19 protein-coding genes are annotated in these 17,206 nt (G+C 68.7%); 10 read left to right on the top strand and 9 right to left on the bottom strand.

Going from position 1 to position 17,206, the window contains the following annotated elements; genetic code table 11:
- Positions 1-22: 22 nt before the first annotated feature.
- Together ABIC65_RS13650 and hemC are read right to left on the bottom strand one after the other, a co-directional pair.
- Positions 23-685 carry a uroporphyrinogen-III synthase gene (locus ABIC65_RS13650; RefSeq protein WP_354309456.1) on the bottom strand — a complete coding sequence of 221 codons (663 nt, stop codon included), beginning with the start codon at positions 683-685 and terminating at the stop codon, positions 23-25.
- Positions 682-1,587: a hydroxymethylbilane synthase gene (gene hemC / locus ABIC65_RS13645; protein ID WP_354309455.1), complete on the bottom strand. Its 906-nt coding sequence runs from the start codon at positions 1,585-1,587 to the stop codon at positions 682-684. Before hemC ends, ABIC65_RS13650 begins: the two co-directional genes overlap by 4 nt.
- Positions 1,588-1,692: 105 nt before the next feature.
- Between hemC and tsaD the strand changes: the two genes are divergently transcribed.
- The 3 genes from tsaD to ABIC65_RS13630 are packed head-to-tail and all read left to right on the top strand — an operon-like array spanning position 1,693 to position 4,255.
- Positions 1,693-2,718, top strand: coding sequence for a tRNA (adenosine(37)-N6)-threonylcarbamoyltransferase complex transferase subunit TsaD (gene tsaD, locus ABIC65_RS13640; protein WP_354309454.1), 1,026 nt, complete (start codon positions 1,693-1,695; stop codon positions 2,716-2,718).
- A 5-nt stretch (positions 2,719-2,723) separates the two neighbouring features.
- The gene (locus ABIC65_RS13635; RefSeq protein WP_354309453.1) at positions 2,724-3,281 is read left to right on the top strand and encodes a hypothetical protein; all 558 of its coding nucleotides are present in this window, start codon (positions 2,724-2,726) and stop codon (positions 3,279-3,281) included.
- A complete protein-coding gene (locus tag ABIC65_RS13630; RefSeq protein ID WP_354309452.1) occupies positions 3,278-4,255 on the top strand; it encodes an NAD(P)H-dependent glycerol-3-phosphate dehydrogenase in 978 nt (325 codons plus the stop codon). The genes ABIC65_RS13635 and ABIC65_RS13630 overlap by 4 nt, the downstream gene beginning before the upstream one ends.
- A 123-nt stretch (positions 4,256-4,378) precedes the next feature.
- On the opposite strand, the gene ABIC65_RS13625 is transcribed toward ABIC65_RS13630, so the two are convergent.
- Together ABIC65_RS13625 and mgtE are read right to left on the bottom strand one after the other, a co-directional pair.
- The gene (locus ABIC65_RS13625; protein ID WP_354309451.1) at positions 4,379-4,780 is read right to left on the bottom strand and encodes a DUF1489 family protein; all 402 of its coding nucleotides are present in this window, start codon (positions 4,778-4,780) and stop codon (positions 4,379-4,381) included.
- Between the two features lie 36 nt (positions 4,781-4,816).
- Positions 4,817-6,220 carry a magnesium transporter gene (gene mgtE / locus ABIC65_RS13620; protein ID WP_354309449.1) on the bottom strand — a complete coding sequence of 468 codons (1,404 nt, stop codon included), beginning with the start codon at positions 6,218-6,220 and terminating at the stop codon, positions 4,817-4,819.
- A 117-nt stretch (positions 6,221-6,337) separates the two neighbouring features.
- On the opposite strand from mgtE, the gene ABIC65_RS13615 reads away from it, so the two are divergent.
- The 5 genes from ABIC65_RS13615 to ABIC65_RS13595 all read left to right on the top strand — a co-directional run bounded on the left by ABIC65_RS13615 (position 6,338) and on the right by ABIC65_RS13595 (position 10,606).
- On the top strand, positions 6,338-6,793 hold the full coding sequence (locus ABIC65_RS13615) for a peptidylprolyl isomerase (protein ID WP_354309448.1): 456 nt from the start codon (positions 6,338-6,340) through the stop codon (positions 6,791-6,793).
- A gap of 404 nt (positions 6,794-7,197) precedes the next feature.
- Positions 7,198-8,397, top strand: coding sequence for an ADP-forming succinate--CoA ligase subunit beta (gene sucC, locus ABIC65_RS13610; protein ID WP_354309447.1), 1,200 nt, complete (start codon positions 7,198-7,200; stop codon positions 8,395-8,397).
- Positions 8,394-8,867: a GFA family protein gene (locus ABIC65_RS13605; protein ID WP_354309446.1), complete on the top strand. Its 474-nt coding sequence runs from the start codon at positions 8,394-8,396 to the stop codon at positions 8,865-8,867. Before sucC ends, ABIC65_RS13605 begins: the two co-directional genes overlap by 4 nt.
- Positions 8,868-8,927: 60 nt before the next feature.
- Positions 8,928-9,677, top strand: a complete 750-nt coding sequence (locus ABIC65_RS13600) for an electron transfer flavoprotein subunit beta/FixA family protein (protein ID WP_354309444.1) — start codon at positions 8,928-8,930, stop codon at positions 9,675-9,677.
- Entirely contained in the window at positions 9,677-10,606 is a 930-nt protein-coding gene (locus ABIC65_RS13595) for an electron transfer flavoprotein subunit alpha/FixB family protein (RefSeq protein WP_354309443.1), read from the top strand. Before ABIC65_RS13600 ends, ABIC65_RS13595 begins: the two co-directional genes overlap by 1 nt.
- 119 nt (positions 10,607-10,725) lie before the next feature.
- Here the strand turns inward: ABIC65_RS13595 and ABIC65_RS13590 are convergent, their stop codons facing one another.
- The 4 genes from ABIC65_RS13590 to ABIC65_RS13575 form a co-directional block, all read right to left on the bottom strand.
- Entirely contained in the window at positions 10,726-11,124 is a 399-nt protein-coding gene (locus tag ABIC65_RS13590; protein ID WP_354309441.1) for a hypothetical protein, read from the bottom strand.
- A gap of 179 nt (positions 11,125-11,303) precedes the next feature.
- Positions 11,304-11,867: a fasciclin domain-containing protein gene (locus ABIC65_RS13585; protein WP_354309439.1), complete on the bottom strand. Its 564-nt coding sequence runs from the start codon at positions 11,865-11,867 to the stop codon at positions 11,304-11,306.
- Between the two features lie 85 nt (positions 11,868-11,952).
- Positions 11,953-12,648: an anti-sigma factor gene (locus ABIC65_RS13580; RefSeq protein ID WP_354309437.1), complete on the bottom strand. Its 696-nt coding sequence runs from the start codon at positions 12,646-12,648 to the stop codon at positions 11,953-11,955.
- Positions 12,641-13,216 carry a sigma-70 family RNA polymerase sigma factor gene (locus ABIC65_RS13575; protein ID WP_354309435.1) on the bottom strand — a complete coding sequence of 192 codons (576 nt, stop codon included), beginning with the start codon at positions 13,214-13,216 and terminating at the stop codon, positions 12,641-12,643. Before ABIC65_RS13575 ends, ABIC65_RS13580 begins: the two co-directional genes overlap by 8 nt.
- 94 nt (positions 13,217-13,310) lie before the next feature.
- Here ABIC65_RS13575 and ABIC65_RS13570 point away from each other — a divergent pair, with 94 nt between their 5' ends.
- Together ABIC65_RS13570 and ABIC65_RS13565 are read left to right on the top strand one after the other, a co-directional pair.
- Positions 13,311-14,681, top strand: a complete 1,371-nt coding sequence (locus ABIC65_RS13570; RefSeq protein ID WP_354309434.1) for an APC family permease — start codon at positions 13,311-13,313, stop codon at positions 14,679-14,681.
- 135 nt (positions 14,682-14,816) lie between these two features.
- Complete coding sequence (locus ABIC65_RS13565; RefSeq protein ID WP_354310011.1) at positions 14,817-15,935, top strand: MFS transporter; 1,119 nt, start codon at positions 14,817-14,819, stop codon at positions 15,933-15,935.
- Here the strand turns inward: ABIC65_RS13565 and nhaA are convergent.
- Positions 15,836-17,098, bottom strand: coding sequence for a Na+/H+ antiporter NhaA (gene nhaA, locus ABIC65_RS13560; RefSeq protein ID WP_354309432.1), 1,263 nt, complete (start codon positions 17,096-17,098; stop codon positions 15,836-15,838). The genes ABIC65_RS13565 and nhaA overlap by 100 nt on opposite strands.
- Positions 17,099-17,206: the final 108 nt, after the last annotated feature.

The raw sequence follows: 17,206 nt of genomic DNA, 5'->3' as shown, positions 1-17,206 counted from the left end.
TTCGCCGCGTGGGCCCCGCGGGTCAATCGGCGAGCGCGATGGCGAGGTCGATCAGCGCCTCGGTCTCGGGTCGCGGGGCGATCGCGGTCGCCCGCCAGCCGCGTCCAGCCCCGGCGGCGGCGGCCTCGCTGATCGCCGCGAGGACGACGGCGCCGCGATCGGAAACGATCTCCGCCAGCCGTGCGCCCGCGCGGGCCGACTGGATCAGCGCGACACAGCCATCGAGTGCCGCAACCTGCTCGACGGCGACCGGCAGCACCTCGCTGGCATAGACCGGCAGCACCGCGGCGACGATGCCGCCCGCCTCGAGCGTCCGCTCGCGCCCCGCCAGATGCAGGGCATGCCGAACGCCCGCCGCCTCGGCCTGCATGACCAGCGCCGCGGCGCCGGCATCGCCGACGGCGACGACATCGAGATGGGCGCGCCGGGCGGCCGAGGCGGTGGCCTCGCCCACGGCCCAGACGGGCAGGCCCCGCAGCGACCCCAGCCCCTCGCCTGCCCAGCGCACCGCATTGGCGCTGGTGAGGATCAGCGCGTCATAGGCGGCGGGATCGGGCACGTCCCATGCCAGCGGCCGCGTCTCGAACAGCGGCAGGCGGATCGCAGTGCGTCCGCGCCCCTCGATGGCGGCGGCGGTGATGCGGTTGCCGGGCTCGGGCCGCAGCACCGCGATCGGCCGGCTCATCCGGCGAACAGCGCGCGCACCGCCTCGGGCGCGCGGTCGAGCAGGTCGCGGGCGAGCGTCGCGGGCAGCATCGCGTCCTCCGGCGCGCCTTCGATCATGCCATGGACATGCGCGCTGCCGTCGGCGGCGTAGAGCTCGGCCTCGATGGTGAGGATCGCGCCTTCGATCGTCGCCAGCGCGGCGACGGGCGAATGGCAGTCCGCCATCAGCGCGGCGAGCAGCGCGCGCTCGGCGAGCACGCAGGCGCGCGTCTTCGGGTGATCGATCGCGGCGAGCAAGCCGAGCATCCGCGAATCGTCGGCGCGCGCCTCGATCCCCACCGCCCCCTGCGCCGGGGCGGGCAGCATCACATTGGTGGGCAGCACATGGCCGACATCTACCCGCCCCAGCCGCTCCAGCCCCGCCGAGGCGAGCAAGGTCGCATCCGCCTCGCCCGCCGCCAGCTTGGCGAGCCGCGTATCGACATTGCCGCGGAACAGCACGGTGGTCACGTCCGGACGATGCCGCTTCACCTGCGCGGCCCGGCGCGGCGAGGCTGTGCCGATCACCGCGCCCGGCTTGAGCGCGGCGAGCGATTCGGCGCCGACCAGCCGATCGCGCACGTCGGCGCGGGGCAGCATCGCGGCGATCGCGATCGCTTCGGGGCGGACGGTCTCCACGTCCTTCATCGAATGCACAGCGCAGTCGATCTCGCCTTCGAGGAGCGCGCGATCGAGCTCCTTGGTCCACAGCGCCTTGCCGCCGATCTCGGCGAGCGGGCGGTCCTGCACCTTGTCGCCGGTGGTGCGGACGATAACGATCTCGCCCTCAATGCCGTGCGCGGCCTTGAGCGCGTCGCGCACCATGTGGGCCTGGGTAAGGGCGAGCGGCGAGCCGCGCGTGCCGATGCGAAGTGCAGTCATGGGGCAGGTGCTAGGGTCGCGCGAAAGCGAGAGCAATGGGGGTCTTCGCGGATCCAAACGCCCTCGGCCTCTGGACCCTGACGCCAAGCGGCTTAGATGGGGAGCATGGCACTCATCCTCGGACTTGAATCGAGCTGCGACGAAACTGCGGCGGCCCTGGTGACAAGCGACGGCACGATCCTCGCGCACAAGCTCGCGCGCCAGGAAGAGGCGCACCGGCCCTATGGCGGGGTGGTGCCCGAGATCGCCGCGCGCGCCCATGTCGAGATGCTGGGGCCGCTGGTCGAGGCGGCGCTGGCGGAGGCGGGCGTGACGCTGGCCGATGTCGACGCGATCGCGGCCACGGCGGGGCCCGGGCTTATCGGCGGGGTGATGGTGGGCCTCGTCACCGGCAAGGCGCTGGCGCTCGCCGCCGGCAAGCCGCTGGTAGCGGTGAACCATCTGGAGGGCCATGCGCTCTCGCCGCGGCTCGGCGACCGGAGCCTGGAGTTTCCGTACCTGCTGCTGCTCGTCTCGGGCGGGCATTGCCAGCTGCTGCTGGTCGAGGGCGTCAACCGATACCGCCGGCTCGCCACCACGATCGACGATGCCGCGGGCGAGGCGTTCGACAAGACTGCCAAGCTGCTCGGCCTCGGCTTCCCCGGCGGCCCGGCGGTGGAGAAGGCTGCCGCGCGCGGCAACCCCAAGGCGGTGCCGCTGCCGCGCCCGCTGGTCGGGTCGGGCGAGCCGCATTTCTCCTTCGCGGGCCTGAAGAGCGCGGTCGCCCGCGCCGTAAACGACTATAGCGCCGAAGACCTCGCAGCGTCGTTCCAGCAGGCGGTGGTCGATTGCCTGGTCGATCGCACCCGGCTGGCGCTCGCGGTCACCCGGCCGACGGCGCTGGTCGTGGCGGGCGGCGTCGCGGCGAACACCGCGGTTCGGACCGCGCTGGAGGCACTGGCAAGTGCGCACGACCTCCCCTTCGTCGCGCCGCCCTTGTGGCTGTGCACCGACAATGCCGCGATGATCGCCTGGGCCGGCGCCGAGCGCTTCGCCCAGGGGCTTACCGATCCGCTCGATTTCCCGGCGCGGCCCCGCTGGCCGCTCGACCCGGATGCGGAGAAGGTGCGCGGTGCGGGCGTGAAGGCATGAGGCACTTGCTTGTCTTAGCCCTCGCGCCTGTACTTTCCGGCGCCGCACTGTCTGGCCCTGTGCCGGTACGCTGCATCGTCGCGACCAGCCTGTTTTCACCCGAGTCGTTCCGCGCCTACCCCGCCGGTCCGGTATGGAACGGCACGCCCAAAGCACCGGACACCCGTTTTGGCGAGGCGCACCGGTTCCGCACCGTGCTGCACGCGGAGGCAAAGGGCCCGCCGGACTTTGCCGGCCACTACAAGGTGGTCACCCATGGCTGCGGCGCCGGCTTGGCCTGCCCGATGTTCGTCGACCTGCAAACCGGGCGCGTGCAGCAGGTGTCGTCTCTCGCTAGCATCGAAGTGGATTATGCGCGGGCCTATGAAGTCGAAAAAGCAATCGGCATCGCCGACACCCGGCTAGTCTATCGTAGCGACAGCCGCTTGCTGGTCGCGCTCGGCACGCGGAACGAGAATCCGAAGCTGGCCGGCGCGACGTTGTACGAATGGACGGACCGCGGCCCCCATTTGCGGCGCTTCATCCCTGAGAATAAGCTTTGCCGGGGGAAGGACAGTCTATGAAGATCGGGGTGATCGGCGGCGGCGCCTGGGGCACTGCGCTCGCGCAGGTGGCGGCGCGTGGCGACGCGCCGGTGCTGCTCTGGGCGCGCGAGCCCGAGGTGGTGGAGAGCATCAACGCCGGGCACGAGAACCGCGCCTTCCTCGCCGGCGTGCCGCTCTCGCCGAGCATCAGGGCGACCGGTAGCCTGGGCGATCTCGCCGGCTGCGACGCGCTGCTGGTGGTGGCGCCGGCGCAGCATGTCCGCGCGGTCCTGGCCGAGACGGCGGTGGGCACGACGCCGCTGGTGCTGTGCGCCAAGGGGATCGAGGCGGGCACCCGGCTGCTCGTCGGCGAAGTCGCGCGCAGCGTTGCGCCCGATGCGCCGATCGCGGTGCTGTCCGGCCCCACCTTCGCGCATGAAGTCGCGGCGGGGAAGCCGACGGCGGTGACGCTGGCGTGCGAGAATGCGGAGTTGCGCACGCGACTGAGCGACCGGCTCGGCGCGCCTGCCTTCCGGCCCTATGCCTCGGCCGATGTGATCGGCGCGGAGATCGGCGGGGCGGTGAAGAATGTGCTCGCCATCGCCTGCGGCGTGGTGGAGGGCGCCGGGCTCGGACTCAACGCGCGCGCGGCGCTGATCGCGCGCGGCTTTGCCGAGATGACGCGCTTCGGCCTTGCCCGCGGCGCGCAGGCGGAGACGCTGACCGGACTTTCTGGGCTGGGCGACCTTGTCCTCACCTGCTCGTCGACCAATTCGCGCAACTTCTCGCTGGGCGTGGGCCTCGGCCAAGGGCGCGGCGCTGCCGAACTGCTGTCGGACCGCAAGACGGTGGCCGAGGGTGCCTTCACCGCACCGGTGCTGCGCGAGGCGGCGGCGGAAGCTGGCGTGGAGATGCCGGTGACGCTGGCGGTCAACGCGCTGCTCGAAGGCGCGCCGGTGGCCGAGGTGATCGACGCGCTGCTCAGCCGCCCGCTGCGGGCGGAGGCGGTTTGACACCATTCTAGCCCCTCCTCCTCGGAGGAGGGGTTGGGGATGGAGGGATTCCAGAACGTCTGCGGGCCTCGGTGAGACACCGCCCCACCCCAACCCCTCCCCTGAAGGGGAGGGGCTTAGAGATCAAAGCAACCCCAGCCCCGCCAGCTCGCCCATCAGCGACGGCGGCAGTTCGTCCGCGCCGCCCTCCAGATCGCCCAGGTCCCGCGGCGCATCGGCATCTTCCAGATACCGCCACCCCTGGTGCGCCCGCTTGGGCCGCGCCTGGACGAGCACCAGCTCGGGCGCGAGCAGGATCGCGGTGCGCCCGCCCTCGGCCTCGCCGAAGCCGAGGATCGGCGAGCGGCCGACCAGCTGGTGCTTGAGGATCCAGAACAGCGAGCCGCCGTCGATCTCCGCGTGCCGCTTGGGCAGATAGCGCGTGGTCAGCGCGACGCCACCCGCGGCAGCGCGCGCCTCGAGCCGGGACCGCAGGAAATCGACGCTGTCGCAGGCAAAGGCGACCTTGGTGAGATGGAGTGGCACGCCGCCGATTTGGGCAGTCCCCGCGCCGCGATCAAGTCAGCTGCCCAGCCCCACCAGCGTCGCCAGGCCGAGGAACGAGAAGAAGCCCATCACGTCGGTCATCATCGTGACGAACACCGCCGATGACACGGCGGGATCGACGCGCAGCCGATCCAGCGTCACCGGGATCAGCACCCCCGAGAGCCCCGCGATCACGTTGTTGATCACCATCGCCGCCGCGATCACCGCCGCCAGCCAGGGAATGCCATAGACCAGCATCGTCCCCGCCCCGATCGCCAGCCCCAGCGTTGCGCCATTGGCGGCGGCGATGCGCAGCTCGCGCCAGATCATCCGCAAGGTGTTCGATTCGGTCAGCTGGTTGGTCGCGATCGCGCGGACCACCACCGCCAGTGTCTGCGTGCCGGCATTGCCGCCCATGCCCGAGACGATCGGCATCAGCACCGCGAGCAGCGCGAACTTGGCGATCTCGCCCTGGAACAGCCCAACCACCGAGGCCGCGAGCATCGCGGTGCCCAGGTTGACGAACAGCCAGGTCAGGCGGGTCCGCACCGTGAGCAGTACCGGCTCGTTGATGTCGCCTTCGCCCGCGCCCGACAGGCGGAGGATGTCCTCGCCCGCTTCCTGCGAGATGATGTGGACGATGTCGTCCACCGTGATCATGCCGACCAGCCGCCCGCTGAGATCGACCACCGCGGCCGAGATCAGCGCGTATTTCTGGAAGCGCAGCGCCACCTCTTCCTGATCCATGTCGATCGGGATCAGGGTCTGCTCGCGTTTCATCACATCGCTGATCGTGATCCCGCGCGGGGTGCGCAGGATCCAGGAGAGCTCGCAGGTGCCGATCGGCTTGTGCGAGGGATCGACGACGAAGATTTCCCAGAAATCGGTGGTCAGTTCGTCATTGCCGCGCAGATAGTCGAGCACGTCGCCGACGGTCCAATGCTCGGGCACCGCGATCAGCTCGCGCTGCATCAGGCGGCCGGCGGACTCCTCGGGGTAGGACAGCGCCTCCTCGATCGCGGCGCGGTCGTCGGGGTCGAGCGCGCGGAGCACCTCGCGCTGGTCCTCGACGTCCATGTCCTCGATGATCGCGACGGCGTCGTCGGTATCGAGTTCGGCGGCGAGGTCCGCCACCTGGTGCGGCTCGAGCGCGTCGACCAGCGCCTCGCGCACCCAGTCGTTCATCTCGGCGAGCACGTCGCCGTCGATCAGGTCGGAAATGGCGGTGACCACGTCGGCGCGCCGCTCGGACGGCACGAGCTCGATCAGGTCGGCGATGTCGGCGGGGTGGAGCGGCGCGACCAGCATGTGCGCGGTCTCGTCATCGCCCTCGTCCACCGCGTCGAGCACCGCGCTGACGAATTCGGGCTTGAGCCGATCGTCCTCGTCGAGCTGGCTCTCGGGCGCGGCGGCCTCTTCGTGCAGTTCGGTCTCGCTCACCGTCCGACCTCCCGTGCTGCGGCCCCGTGCGAGGGGCGCTGCCATCCCCGGCGGGGATTTGCAAGTCGGCAGCGCACCGCTTAGGGCTTCGTTCCAGTTTTAGAGAAGAGGTGCCCCATGGCCGAACCCACTACGCTCGTACTCACGCTCGACACCGGCGACGTCCGCATCCGCCTGCGTCCCGATCTTGCGCCGAACCATGTCGAACGCATCGCCGGCCTGGCCGACGAAGGCTTTTACGACGGCGTGATCTTCCACCGGGTGATCAACGGCTTCATGGCGCAGGGCGGCGATCCCTCGGGCACCGGCATGGGCGGTTCGGACAAGCCGGATCTGGCGCAGGAATTCTCGAAGGAGCCGCATGTCCGCGGCGTCTGCTCGATGGCGCGCACCAACAACCCGAACAGCGCCAACTCGCAGTTCTTCATCTGCCTCGACGACGCGACCTTCCTCGACGGCCAGTACACCGTCTGGGGCGAAGTCATCGAGGGCATGGACCATGTCGACGCGCTCCCCAAGGGCGAGCCGCCCGCGAACCCGGGCAAGATCGTCAAGGCCCGCACCGAGGCTTGAGGCATGTGCCCCCTCCCGCTTCGACGAGGCGGGAGGGGCTGTTTGGGTACGAGGCGCAAGATGCCCGGGTGGGGATTGCATGGCCGCCCCCACCATCCAACGTCATCCCCGCGAAGGCGGGGACCCATTGGCGCTGAATCAGCGGCTCCAGCCCCCGGCGTCCTGGCGAATGGATTCCCGCCTTCGCGGGAATGACGTTGGTGTGAGGAGGGCGAATGCCCCCTCCCCCCTTCACGAGATGGTAAGCCCGCCGCGCCTATGGCTTCGCGCTCCATCCGGATGACGCGCCATGTTGCAAACCATTCGCAATCGCATTAATCCCTAAAAGGGTGGATTTCGCGCGCGCGCTGTGCTTAGGCGGGCGCGATCCTTTCCCCGTTCCCTTGAAAAGGCGGACTGCTCCCATGAACATCCACGAATATCAGGCCAAGGAACTGCTCGCGAAGTACGGCGTGCCCGTGCCGGCCGGCTTTGCCGCGATGAGCGTCGAAGAGGCCGTCGAAGCCTCGAAGAAGCTGCCTGGGCCGCTCTATGTCGTGAAGGCGCAGATCCATGCCGGCGGCCGCGGCAAGGGCAAGTTCAAGGAACTGCCGGCCGAAGCCAAGGGCGGCGTCCGCCTCGCCAAGACCGAGGACGAAGTCCGTCACGCCGCGACCGAGATGCTCGGCAACACCCTGGTGACGATCCAGACGGGCGCTGCCGGCAAGCAGGTCAACCGCCTGTACGTCACCGACGGTGTCGACATCGCCAAGGAATTCTACCTCGCGCTGCTGGTCGATCGCGCCACCGGCCGCGTCGCCTTCGTCGTCTCGACCGAAGGCGGCATGGACATCGAAACCGTCGCGCATGACACGCCGGAGAAGATCCACACCTTCGACGTCGATCCCGCGACCGGCTTCATGCCGCACCACGGCCGCGCCGTCGCCAAGGCGCTCGGCCTCGAAGGCGATCTCGCCAAGCAGGCGCAGAGCCTGGCCGGCAAGGTGTACAACGCCTTCCTCGGCACCGACGCCTCGCAGATCGAGATCAACCCGCTCGCCGTCACCGACGACGGCAAGCTGATGGTGCTCGACGCCAAGGTCGGCTTCGATTCGAATTCGATGTTCCGTCACAAGGACCTGATGGAACTGCGCGACGAGACCGAAGAGGATCCGATGGAGCTCGAGGCGTCGAAGTACGACCTCGCCTACATCAAGCTCGACGGCGACATCGGCTGCATGGTCAACGGCGCCGGCCTGGCGATGGCCACGATGGACATCATCAAGCTGAACGGCATGTTCCCGGCCAACTTCCTCGACGTCGGCGGCGGCGCCAACAAGGAGAAGGTCACCGCGGCGTTCAAGATCATCCTGAGCGATCCCGCGGTGAAGGGCATCCTGGTCAACATCTTCGGCGGCATCATGCGCTGCGACATCATCGCAGAGGGCATCGTCGCGGCCGCCAAGGAAGTGAACCTCGCGGTGCCGCTGGTCGTCCGCCTCGAAGGCACCAACGTGCAGCAGGGCAAGGACATCCTGGCCAATTCGGGCCTCGCCATCGTTCCCGCCAACGACCTGGGCGACGCTGCCCAGAAGATCGTGGCGGAGGTGAAGAAGGTCGCGTGAGCGACACGGCCGCCCCGACTGGCAAGTCGGTCGAGGGCGGCTGCCGCTGCGGCCGCGTGCGGTTCCGGGTGACGGGCGATGCGCTCGTCACCATGGCCTGCCACTGTACCGGCTGCCAGCGCATGACCGCCAGCGCCTATTCGCTGAGCGGCCTCTACCCGGCGGAAGCGTTCGCGGTGACGCAAGGCGAACCGGTGATCGGCGGCCTGCACGGCCCCACCCGGCATTTCCACTGCGACCATTGCAAGAGCTGGCTGTTCACCCGGCCCGAGGGTCTCGATGCCTTTGTGAACATCCGCACGACGATGCTCGACGTGCCGATGTTCGCCCCGCCCTTCCTCGAGACCTATACCGAGGAAGCGCTGCCCTGGGCCGCGACTGGCGCTTCGTACAGCTTCCAAAAATTTCCACCCCCGGAATCCTTCGGCACGCTGATGCAGGCGTACGCCGAATCGCTTGCGAGCGGTTGACGTTCGCGTAAACGTAACCCAATTGTCAGGGGGAGAGCCCCGGCAGACAGGAAGGATGCGATGAAGGTCTTGGTGCCGGTCAAGCGTGTGCTTGACTATAACGTGAAGCCCCGCGTGAAAGCGGACGGGACGGGCGTCGATCTGGCGAACGTCAAGATGAGCATGAACCCCTTCGACGAGATCGCGATCGAGGAAGCGGTGCGGCTGAAGGAGAAGGGCGCGGCGACCGAGATCGTCGTCGTCACGATCGGCGTCGCCAAGGCGGAAACCGATGTGCTGCTCACCGCGCGCGCGATGGGTGCCGATCGTGGCATCCTGGTCCAGACCGACGAGACGGTGGAGCCGCTGGCGGTGGCCAAGCTGCTCGCCAAGGTCGCGGAAGAGGAGCAGCCCGGGCTGATCATCCTCGGCAAGCAGGCGATCGACGACGATTCGAACCAGACCGGCCAGATGCTCGCCGCGCTGCTCGGCTGGGCGCAGGGCACCTTCGCCTCCAAGGTCGAGATCGCCGGGGATCGCGTGCACGTGACCCGCGAGATCGATGGCGGCCTGGAAACCGTGGACCTGAAGCTGCCGGCGATCGTCACCACCGACCTTCGCCTCAACGAGCCGCGCTATGCGACGCTGCCGAACATCATGAAGGCGAAGACCAAGCCGGTCGCGAAGAAGACCGTCGCCGACTACGGCGTCGACATTACGCCGCGCCTCACGACGCTGAAGGTCGTCGAGCCGGCCAAGCGCCAGGCGGGCATCAAGGTGGGCTCGGTCGACGAGCTGGTCGAGAAGCTCAAGGGCATGGGAGTCGCGTGATGAAGACACTGGTTTGGGTCGAGCACGACAATCAGAGCGTCAAGGACGCGACGCTCTCCACCGTCACCGCGGCTGCCAAGCTGGGGGAAGTCCATCTGCTCGTCGCCGGCAAGGGCGTTTCGGGCGTGGCAGAGGCGGCCGCGCAGATCGCCGGCGTGGGCAAGGTCCATGTCGCCGACGATGCGGCCTATGAGCATTTCCTCGCCGAGAATGTCGCACCGCTGATCGTCCAGCTGATGGACAGCCATGACGCGGTGCTGTTCCCGGCGACCACCACGGGCAAGAATGTGGCGCCCCGCGTCGCCGCCGCGCTGGACGTGATGCAGATCTCGGACATCCTCTCGGTCGAGGGTGCGGATACCTTCACCCGGCCGATCTATGCCGGCAACGCGATCGCTACCGTGCAGACCAGCGACAAGAAGCTGGTGATCACCGTGCGCGGCACCGCGTTCGACAAGGCGGCGACGACCGGCGGCAGCGGCACGGTGGAAGCGGTGGCCGCGGCGGGCGACAAGGGTCTCTCGACCTTCGTCGGCGCCGAGATCGCCGCGTCGGAGCGTCCGGAGCTGACCAGCGCCAAGATCATCGTCTCGGGCGGTCGCGCACTCGGCTCGTCGGAGCAGTTCCACGCGCTGATCGATCCGCTGGCCGACAAGCTCGGTGCCGCGGTCGGCGCCAGCCGTGCGGCGGTCGACGCAGGCTACGCGCCCAACGACTATCAGGTCGGCCAGACCGGCAAGATCGTGGCGCCGCAGGTCTATGTCGCGGTCGGCATCTCGGGGGCGATCCAGCACCTCGCCGGCATGAAGGATTCGAAGACGATCGTCGCAATCAACAAGGACGAGGACGCCCCCATCTTCCAGGTGGCGGATATCGGCCTGGTCGGCGACCTGTTCACGCTGGTGCCGGAGCTGACCGAAAAGCTCTGAGCGGTCGAAAAAATGGAGGGCGGCGCACCTCGCATGTGCAGCCGCCCCCCCACCTCAACCGACCTCAAAGGTCCGAAACGTTCCCGTCGGACCCCATGGATCGGCCGGTCCCCTGCCGTTCACCGATCAGCCGGTTCCAGAAGCCGAATGCGATCCGTCACCTTGATCGTTTCCGACCCAAAAATGGCTTCGACCTGCACTTCGGAATACTGATCGTACTTTTGCAGAAGCGAGAAGTACCGCGCCGGCTTCCAGGTCATGAGCTGAGGCCACAGCCCGGCCTTCTGGATGAGGTTTGCGCGCAGCACCAAAATTTGCGGGTTGATCCCTTGGGGGATCGCATAGGACAGCTCGACATCAATGCCGGGATTGCCGACCAAGACCTCGCCAAGAACCTCGATGAACAAGGTTTTCTGCGGAGGCACGTCCTGAACTGCAACAAAGTTGCGAAAGCGCTGCTCGGCAACCGAGACGTCGCCCGATTCTACCAGACCGGCATCGAATGAAATCATGCTCATATTGCCTCTCCTTCTCAGTTGCGACATCCGAGGGGAGGGGTTTTTGTGCGTCTATGCTTACACGATTTATTCGATACTGCGAAGGCTCACAGTCCAAATGAAATGGCCCGCCGGCAAGGAGGGTCGCCGGCGGGCCGGGCCTCGCCCAAAGGGGGGAGCGCGCGAGGCCCTCGACAGCCTCAGGGCATGAGGACGCTGTCGATCACGTGGATCACGCCGTTCGACTGGTTGACGTCGGCAATGGTGATCTTGGCCTTGCCGCCCTTGGCATCCTGGATCCACCAGCCGCCGCTCGGGCCCTTCATGATCGTGATCGGCTCACCCTCGACCGTGGTGAGCGTCGCCTTTCCGCCATGCGCCTTGGCGTTGGCCGCGATGTCGGCGGCGTTCAGTTTGCCCGCGACGACATGGTAGGTGAGGATCTTGGTGAGCGTCGCCTTGTTCTCGGGCTTCACCAGCGTGTCGACGGTGCCGGCGGGCAGCTTGCCGAACGCCGCGTTGGTCGGCGCGAAGACGGTGAAGGGGCCCGGGCCCGACAGCGTATCGACCAGCCCGGCGGCCTTCACGGCGGCGACCAGCGTGGTGTGGTCCTTCGAGTTCACCGCATTCTGGACGATGTTCTTGGTCGGATACATCGCGGCACCCCCGACCATCGGGAATTTCTGCACGGCGGCAACCGCGCCGGTGGCGAGCAGCGCGGCACCGACGATTCCGGTGACCGAGGCGAGACGGGTCTTGCGCATCTTCTAGCTTCCTCTTGCTACGCACCCCTCTTTGCGGAGATGCGTGGGAGCTACGGGGGGCGGCACGCCCCGGATGCAGCGAATCTTAAAGAATCGTGATTTTTCCTGCCGCGACCGGCGGGCCGCTGGGACCGGCATGCGGCGCGGTGGCGGCATCTTCCATCGTCACCGCCAGCGTCGCACCTTCGGCAAGCAGCTGGCGATGCGCCGGCGCCACCGTCATGTCACGATTGCCCTGCGAGGCGACCAGGCCCAGCGACACCGGTTTGCCCCCCGCCGGGATAACCCACAGCTCGGGCGCGCGGCGGCTGGACGGCATCGCCTCGGTACGGACGTGGAGCGTGCCCTGCTCGGCATCATAGCGCGCCGCAAAGGCCGCGCCCGCCGTGCCGGTGATCTGTGCGACGACGACCGGCGGCGGCGGCAGCACCACCGGCTGCGGCACCGGGCGGAGCAGCAGGATCGCAAGCAGCACCGCCGCGGCCGCGCTCGTGGCGATCGCCGTCGCCCGCCAGCGCCGCAGCGCGACGACGGCGCCGTGCGCCTCGCCGGGCAGTCGCGCCTCGATCCGCTCCCACAGCCCGGCCGGGGCGGCCACGTCGGCCCCACCGAGCGCCAGCGGCGCGAAATCGAGCACCCAGCGCTCCACCGCTACGGCAAAGGCGGGATCCGCCAACTGCCGGCGGCGCGCAGCTGCGAGGTCCTCGCCCTCCAGCAGACCTAGAGCAAGCTCCGCAGCGAGCGCGATCTCTTCCTCTTCGGGGCGCAGCGGCTCAGCCATCGCCGAGGCACCCCCGCAATTGCAGCAGTCCGCGCCGGATCCAGCTCTTCATCGTGCCGAGCGGCACCGCGGCGGCGGCGGCGAGGTCGGGATAGCTGCGGCCGTGGAAGAAGGCGGCGCGGATCGCTGCGCGCGGCTTTTCCTCCAGCGCTTCGAGGCAGTCGAAGATGCGCGCTTGCGTCTCCCCCGCCTCGAGCAGCGCGTCGGCGGAAGGGCGACCATCGGGCAGCTCCAGCGCCGCCTCGACCGGGGCGGTATCGCGCAGCCCGCGCGACCGGCGCCAGTCGATCGCGGTGTTGCGGGCAATCGTGCACAGCCAGGTGATCGGGCTGGCGCGCGACGCATCGAAGCGCCCTGCCCTGTCCCAAACCTTCAGATACACCTCCTGCATCACATCCTCTGCGGCCTCGCGGTCCTGGCAGATACGGAGACAGACGCCCATCAGCTTCGCCGCTGTCAGATCATAGACGGTTTTTAGCGCCTTGCGGTCACCGCCCGCGACCTCGCCAAGCGCGTGAGCGAGCCGGGCTCGCGCGCCGTCGCCGGCCGAAGGGGTGGGAGAAGCCACGCGCGCAACCTAGCGAATCGCGCAGGCAGGGCAAGCCGCTCCGATTGACGCGCAGGCGGCCCTCCCCCACGCTGCATCCCACTTCGGGGGAACGATGCCGCACGCGAACAAACAGCTGGACCGGAGCCTGGGCACCGCGGGCGTGCTGTTCCTCACCTTGTCTATCACCACCCCGGCATCCTCGCTGTTCGTAATCGTGCCGGGCAGCCTGCAGATCGCGGGCACCGGCGCCCTGCTCGCGCTGGCGATCGCCGGTGTCGTCTGCCTCGCCACTGCGCTGATCTATGCGGAACTCTCCTCCGCCTTCCCAGTGGCGGGCGGCGAATATGTGATGGTGGGGCAGACGCTGGGGCCGGCGGCGGGATTCATGATGCTGGGCGTCAACGCCTGCAACAACCTGCTCTTTCCGCCGGTGGCGGCGCTGGGCATTGCATCCGTCGCCTCGACGGTGCTGCCGGGGCTGCCGCCGGTGCCGGTGGCCGTGGCGGTGCTTCTCGCCTCGATGCTCGTCGGCATTCTCAATATCCGATTCAACGCGCTGGTGACCGGCGCCTTCCTCGCCGCCGAGGTGGCAGCGGTGCTGGTGATCCTGGCGCTGGGCATGGCAGCACCGGTCCGCGACGTCCTGCCGCTGGTGTTGCATCCGGTAGCACCAGCGAGCGGAGGCCTGATACCCGCGAGCGCGGCGAATATCGGGCTCGCCACCTCGGTCGCGATCTTCGCGCTCAACGGCTATGGCGCGGCCGTCTATTTCGGGGAGGAGATGCTCGGCGCGCCGCAGCGCATCGCCCGCGCGATCCTGCTGGCGCTCGTCGGCGCCCTGCTGCTGGAAGCGGTGCCGATCGTCGCCGCGCTGGCCTCCGCGCCCGACCTCGACGCCTTCCTGTCCGCCGAGGATCCCTTCGGCACCTTCGTCCGACTGCGCGGCGGGGCTTCGCTCAACCTGTGGGTTGCGATCGGCATTGTCGTCGCGATCGTCAACGCGGTGATCGCCTGCATCCTCGCCAATGGGCGATTCTTCTATGCCACCGCCCGCGATCGCAGCTGGGGCAGACCGCTGGATGCCTGGCTTGCGGCGATCCACCCGCGCTTCGGCTCGCCGGCACGCGCGACGCTGGCATCGGGAGCGATCGGCATCGCCGCCTGCTTCCTGCCGCTCCGGCTGCTCCTGCTGCTGAGCGGCACCGGTCTGATCGCGATCTATGCGGGGCTCGCGCTGGCGACCATCGCTGGGCGGAGAACCCACCGCACCCGCCATGCGCCCTATCGCATGCCGCTGCATCCGATCCCCGCCACTGCGACGCTGCTGGTGCTGGGGACCGTTGCCTGGCTCAATGCGCTCGATCCTGAGGAGGGCCGCCCGGCATTGTTTGCGACCCTTGCGCAGTTGCTGCTGTCGGCGCTCTATTATGCCCTGGTGCTGCGGCGGCGGGGCTGGACGGCGCAGGTGCAGCCGGCGCCTTGATTGCGCGCAAAGCATTTGGCCACATACGAATTCTTATTTGACGCTGCACCGCAGCAAACCCATGTGGGCGTCGTGCACGCCCCCGTTCAACGCTCCGCCGCCCGCTCGCCGGGCCTGGTCCATTTCGCGCTCGCCATGGGCGGGTTCGCGATCGGCACCACCGAATTCGCGACGATGAGCCTCGTGCCCTATTTCTCCAAGGGTCTTGGCATCGACGAGCCCACCGCGGGCCATGTGATCAGCGCCTATGCGCTGGGCGTGGTGGTCGGCGCCCCATTGCTGGCGGTCGCGGCCGCGAAATGGTCGCGGCGGACGTTGCTGATCGCGCTGATGGCCAGCTTCGCGCTGTTCAATGCGCTGAGCGCGCTGGCGCCGACCTATCACTGGATGCTGCTGTTCCGCTTCCTCAGCGGGCTGCCCCACGGCGCCTATTTCGGGATCGCCTCGCTGGTCGCCGCATCGCTGGTGCCCAACGACCAGCGCTCGCAGGCGGTGGGGCGGATCATGCTCGGACTCTCGGTAGCGACCGTCCTCGGCGTGCCGGCGGCGAACTGGCTGGGCCAGGCGGTGGGATGGCGCTGGGGCTTCGCGATCGTCGCGGTGCTCGCGCTGATCACGGTGCTGCTGGTGCTGTGGCTGGCGCCGCAGGACCGCCCCGAGCAGGGCGCGAGCCCGCTGCGGGAGCTCAGCGCGCTGGCGAACGGCCAGGTCTGGCTGACGCTGGGGGTGAGCGCGATCGGCTTTGGTGGGCTGTTCTGCGTCTACACCTATGTCGCCTCGACGCTGATGCACGTCACCGGCACCCCGGCCTGGGGCGTGCCGCTGGTGCTGGCGATCTTCGGCATGGGAATGATCGCCGGCAATATCGTCGTGCCGCGCTTCGCCGATCGCGCGCTGATGCCTACCGGCGCGGCGCTGCTGCTCGCCAGCGCGGTCGCGCTGTCGCTCTATCCGCTAGCGGCGCATTCGCTGCTGTGGATGTCGATCGACGTGTTCGCGATCGGCTTTGCCGGGGCGCTGGGCCCGGTGCTCCAGACCCGGCTGATGGACGTCGCCGGCGAGGCGCAGGCGCTGGCGGCCGCGCTCAACCACTCCGCTTTCAACACCGCCAACGCGCTCGGCCCCTGGCTGGGCGGGCTCGCGATCGCCGCCGGTTACGGCTGGACGTCGACCGGCTGGGTCGGCGCGCTGCTGGCGCTGGGCGGGTTGGCGATCCTCGGCGTCGCGGTGCTGGTCGACCGCAGGACCGCGTAACCCGCCACCGCCGACAGGATCGAGCCGAGCAGCACGCCGATCTTCACCTCGTCGACGAGCAGTTCGTTGCCCGGAAAGGCGAGGCCGCCGATGAACAGGCTCATCGTGAAGCCGATGCCGGCGAGCAGCGACACGCCGTAGATCTGCCGCCAGCCGGCATTGCCGGGGCGCTTGGCGATGCCCGTCTTCACCGCCAGCCAGATGCTGCCGAAGATGCCGAGCTGCTTGCCGAGGAACAGCCCCGCGGCGATGCCCAGCGGCAGCGGCTCGAGCAGGATCGCCGGCGAGAGCCCCTCGAACGAGACGCCGGCATTGGCGAAGCCGAACAGCGGCACGATCAGGAACGCCGACCAGGGATGCAGGGCATGCTCCAGCTTGTGGAGCGGCGAGTCCACCGCATCGGGCGCGGCGGGCGACTTGACGAGCGGGATGGTCATCGCCGCGGCGACGCCGGCGATGGTCGCATGCACGCCCGACTGGAACACGAGCACCCACAGCACCACTGCCAGCGCCAGATACACGGCAAGGTGGCGCACGCCGAAGCGGTTGCAGGCGATCATCACGCCGAGGACCAAGGCTGCGCCGGCGAGCGCGAGCAGGTCAATATGCGCGGTGTAGGCCACTGCGATGATCGCGACGGCGCCCATGTCGTCGACGATCGCCACCGTCGTCAGGAACAGCTTGAGCGCGGCGGGTGCGCGGCTGCCGAGAATCGCCAGCACGCCGATCGCGAAGGCGATGTCGGTCGCAGCCGGAATCGCCCAGCCGCTGGTCACGCCCGGCGTGCGGCCGGCGATCAGCAGATAGACCAGCGCCGGCACCGCCATGCCCGCGGCGGCGGCAATCACCGGCAGGCGGCGACGGTCCCAGCTTGCCAGCCGCCCGTCGACGAACTCGCGCTTTATCTCCAGCCCGACGAGCAGGAAGAACACCGCCATCAGGCCGTCGTTGATCCACAGATGGACTGTCATCGGACCGTAAAGCGGCGCGATCACCGGGCCGGTCTGCAGGTGCAGCGTGTGGAAATAGATCTCGGAGACGCCGGACAGATTCGCAGCCAGCATCGCCAGCGCCGCGGCGGCGATGAGGGCGATACCCCCCGCAGCCTCACCATGGAGGAAGGCACGCGTCGCCGATCGGATATGGCGGATTCGGCGTCGCATCGGTCTTCTCCCTCATTGGCATCTAGAACGCGAACCCACGTTCTCCATCTACGTCATCCCGGCGAAAGCCGGGATCCATTGCCCTCTACGGCTCGGCTCTTGCTTGAA

This window comes from Sphingomonas trueperi (assembly GCF_040545665.1).
Classification (GTDB): domain Bacteria; phylum Pseudomonadota; class Alphaproteobacteria; order Sphingomonadales; family Sphingomonadaceae; genus Sphingomonas; species Sphingomonas trueperi_B.
This window is presented reverse-complemented; position numbering and strand designations above follow the sequence as displayed.

Excerpts from the sequence above, each read along its gene's own strand:
- ABIC65_RS13650 (WP_354309456.1), bottom strand. The coding sequence starts at position 685 with ATGAGCCGGCCGATCGCGGTGCTGCGGCCCGAGCCCGGCAACCGCATC.
- hemC (WP_354309455.1), bottom strand. The coding sequence starts at position 1,587 with ATGACTGCACTTCGCATCGGCACGCGCGGCTCGCCGCTCGCCCTTACC.
- tsaD (WP_354309454.1), top strand. The coding sequence starts at position 1,693 with ATGGCACTCATCCTCGGACTTGAATCGAGCTGCGACGAAACTGCGGCG.
- ABIC65_RS13630 (WP_354309452.1), top strand. The coding sequence starts at position 3,278 with ATGAAGATCGGGGTGATCGGCGGCGGCGCCTGGGGCACTGCGCTCGCG.
- ABIC65_RS13615 (WP_354309448.1), top strand. The coding sequence starts at position 6,338 with ATGGCCGAACCCACTACGCTCGTACTCACGCTCGACACCGGCGACGTC.
- sucC (WP_354309447.1), top strand. The coding sequence starts at position 7,198 with ATGAACATCCACGAATATCAGGCCAAGGAACTGCTCGCGAAGTACGGC.
- ABIC65_RS13600 (WP_354309444.1), top strand. The coding sequence starts at position 8,928 with ATGAAGGTCTTGGTGCCGGTCAAGCGTGTGCTTGACTATAACGTGAAG.
- ABIC65_RS13595 (WP_354309443.1), top strand. The coding sequence starts at position 9,677 with ATGAAGACACTGGTTTGGGTCGAGCACGACAATCAGAGCGTCAAGGAC.
- ABIC65_RS13590 (WP_354309441.1), bottom strand. The coding sequence starts at position 11,124 with ATGAGCATGATTTCATTCGATGCCGGTCTGGTAGAATCGGGCGACGTC.
- ABIC65_RS13585 (WP_354309439.1), bottom strand. The coding sequence starts at position 11,867 with ATGCGCAAGACCCGTCTCGCCTCGGTCACCGGAATCGTCGGTGCCGCG.
- ABIC65_RS13580 (WP_354309437.1), bottom strand. The coding sequence starts at position 12,648 with ATGGCTGAGCCGCTGCGCCCCGAAGAGGAAGAGATCGCGCTCGCTGCG.
- ABIC65_RS13570 (WP_354309434.1), top strand. The coding sequence starts at position 13,311 with ATGCCGCACGCGAACAAACAGCTGGACCGGAGCCTGGGCACCGCGGGC.
- ABIC65_RS13565 (WP_354310011.1), top strand. The coding sequence starts at position 14,817 with ATGGGCGGGTTCGCGATCGGCACCACCGAATTCGCGACGATGAGCCTC.
- nhaA (WP_354309432.1), bottom strand. The coding sequence starts at position 17,098 with ATGCGACGCCGAATCCGCCATATCCGATCGGCGACGCGTGCCTTCCTC.